The 1,905-nt window shown below is 64.0% G+C and carries 3 protein-coding genes and 1 pseudogene; 2 read left to right on the top strand and 2 right to left on the bottom strand.

The genetic code is table 11. The features are described 5' to 3' along the window. Window positions 1-393 (top strand): annotated as a pseudogene (locus tag A2J03_RS23870) (hypothetical protein); the annotation flags it as partial. A 63-nt stretch (window positions 394-456) separates the two neighbouring features. After that, window positions 457-903: a flavodoxin domain-containing protein gene (locus tag A2J03_RS23865; protein WP_068378959.1), complete on the top strand. Its 447-nt coding sequence runs from the start codon at window positions 457-459 to the stop codon at window positions 901-903. Here A2J03_RS23865 and A2J03_RS23860 read toward each other — a convergent pair. Then, window positions 889-1,509: a Maf family protein gene (locus tag A2J03_RS23860; RefSeq protein ID WP_068378956.1), complete on the bottom strand. Its 621-nt coding sequence runs from the start codon at window positions 1,507-1,509 to the stop codon at window positions 889-891. The two genes, A2J03_RS23865 and A2J03_RS23860, sit on opposite strands and share 15 nt — an antisense overlap. Before the next feature lie 4 nt (window positions 1,510-1,513). Continuing rightward, window positions 1,514-1,828, bottom strand: a complete 315-nt coding sequence (locus A2J03_RS23855; RefSeq protein ID WP_068378953.1) for an acyl-CoA carboxylase epsilon subunit — start codon at window positions 1,826-1,828, stop codon at window positions 1,514-1,516. Between the last annotated feature and the right edge of the window lie 77 nt (window positions 1,829-1,905).

The following is a 1,905-nucleotide window of genomic DNA, read 5'->3' as shown; positions in this document are numbered from 1 at the left end:
ACGACGCTCGCCGACGCCAGTCGCTCCACGACGTTCGAACTGACCAAACCGCTCATGCAGATGCTGCCCGACGCGATTGTCGCCAGGGCGGCGAAGTCGGCAACGGCTCCACTGTGCCTGTGTTCGAACCTCGGTAATCGTGGAAGCGCGCTGCGGTCGGTGGGTGGCGCCGACGCACGTTCGGTCGCCATGCGATCGATCACTCAGCAGACCACCGCGGAACTGCTACGTCGCACGAAGGGCGGTGTGAGCGTCTGGTGGAACACCTCGGGGGCCACGGCAACCTTGTGCGTCACCGGACTCGATCCCGATCTTTTCCCGAGCAGGGAACACCTCTGCACGCTGATCGCCGACGAATTCGACAGGTGGCAGCTGACCCCGACATTCTGGTGAAGCTATGCTCGTTCACCGATTCAACACCGAGGGTGCGGCACCAAGCGAAAAGGGGAAGTGAACATGGCAGTAGTCGTGTTGTTCGGTTCGGAGACCGGTACCGCCGAGGAAGTCGCGGACAAGATCGCCGACGTTCTGGCGGACCATGACGCCGAGGTTCGCGACATGCTCGAGTACGAGGTCTCCGAGATCGACACCGACGACTTTCACGTCATCATCTGCTCGACCTACGGTGATGGCGAGCTCCCGACGGGAGCGGAACCGTTCTACGACGCGCTCGTCGAGGACGCGCCCGATCTGACCGGGCTCAAGTTCGCACTGTTCGGACTCGGCGATCGTGTGTACGGGGACACCTTCAACCGCGGTGGCGAGATCATCGCCGAGAAGCTGGTGGAACTCGGTGCCGAGCAGATCCACGAGCACGCCAGGCACGATAGCTCGTCGAACGTCAAGCCCAAGGCGCAGGCCGAGGAGTGGGCCCGCGAGCTGACCGGGCTACTGGCCGGCTGACCACACGTCGGACATCGAGACGCCGACATCGGCCAGCAATCGACGGACGAGGGGGAGACCGATACCGATGACGCTGGACGGATCTCCCTCGATCCGATCGACGAACCATCCTCCGAGACCGTCCAGCGTGAATGCGCCCGCGACTTCGAGTGGCTCTCCAGACACCAGGTAGGACTCGAGGTCGGGCTGGGACGGTTCGGCGAAGTGAACGGTGGTGGTGCTGCATTCCGCTACCGTCGAGACAGTTCGCCCTTCGCGCACTCTGAGCACCGCATGGCCGGTCAGTAGGTCACCGGAACGGCCCGCCATCGACGCCCAGCGTCGCCGTGCCACGTCGACGCTGTGTGGTTTGCCCTGTAACTCGCCGTCGATCGACAGCATCGAATCGCAACCGACGACGACGGCATCGTCGAACTCGTCGGCAACCGCTTGTGCCTTCGCTCGCGCCAGGGACCGAACGACGTCCTCGGGTGACGGCGAAGCACCGAGGGCAGCCGTCAGCGCATCTTCGTCCACGCCGGACACTCGCACCAAGGGGTCGACTCCTGCGGCCCGTAGCACCCCTAGTCGGGCCGGTGACGCAGATGCGAGAACGAAGAGTGGCACGCGATCAGAAGCGGTTGGCCGCTGCGTACGAGTACGGCGAGAACGGAGTGAACGTTCGGTGCATCGACGCAGGCGTTCCCCAGAGTTCGGATGGCCGTGCATCTGCGACCGGACTCGCAGCGGACGCAGCGGCCGTCAGGACAGCCACGAGCGCCGCGATATCCTCGTCCGAGGGATTTCCCTTCACGATGCGAATCGCGGCGCTCAGCTGCGCCTGTGCAGCCTCGTCTGTCGGTTCCGAATCGTCGAGTGCAACGAAGTCGGCGTCGGCGAGTTCTGCCGTGATGTCTGCATCCCTCGAAATCGCTTCGGCGCTCACAGCGGGATGTTTCCGTGCTTCTTCGGGGGCAGGGTGACCTGTTTGCGTTCGAGTAGTCGTAGTGCGGAGACGATCTG

Origin of the sequence: Rhodococcus sp. EPR-157 (assembly GCF_001647195.1) — a bacterium.
In the GTDB taxonomy this organism is placed as follows: domain Bacteria; phylum Actinomycetota; class Actinomycetes; order Mycobacteriales; family Mycobacteriaceae; genus Rhodococcoides.
This window is presented reverse-complemented; position numbering and strand designations above follow the sequence as displayed.

Coding starts and splice junctions, on each gene's coding strand:
- A2J03_RS23865 (WP_068378959.1), top strand. CDS start 457: ATGGCAGTAGTCGTGTTGTTCGGTTCGGAGACCGGTACCGCCGAGGAA.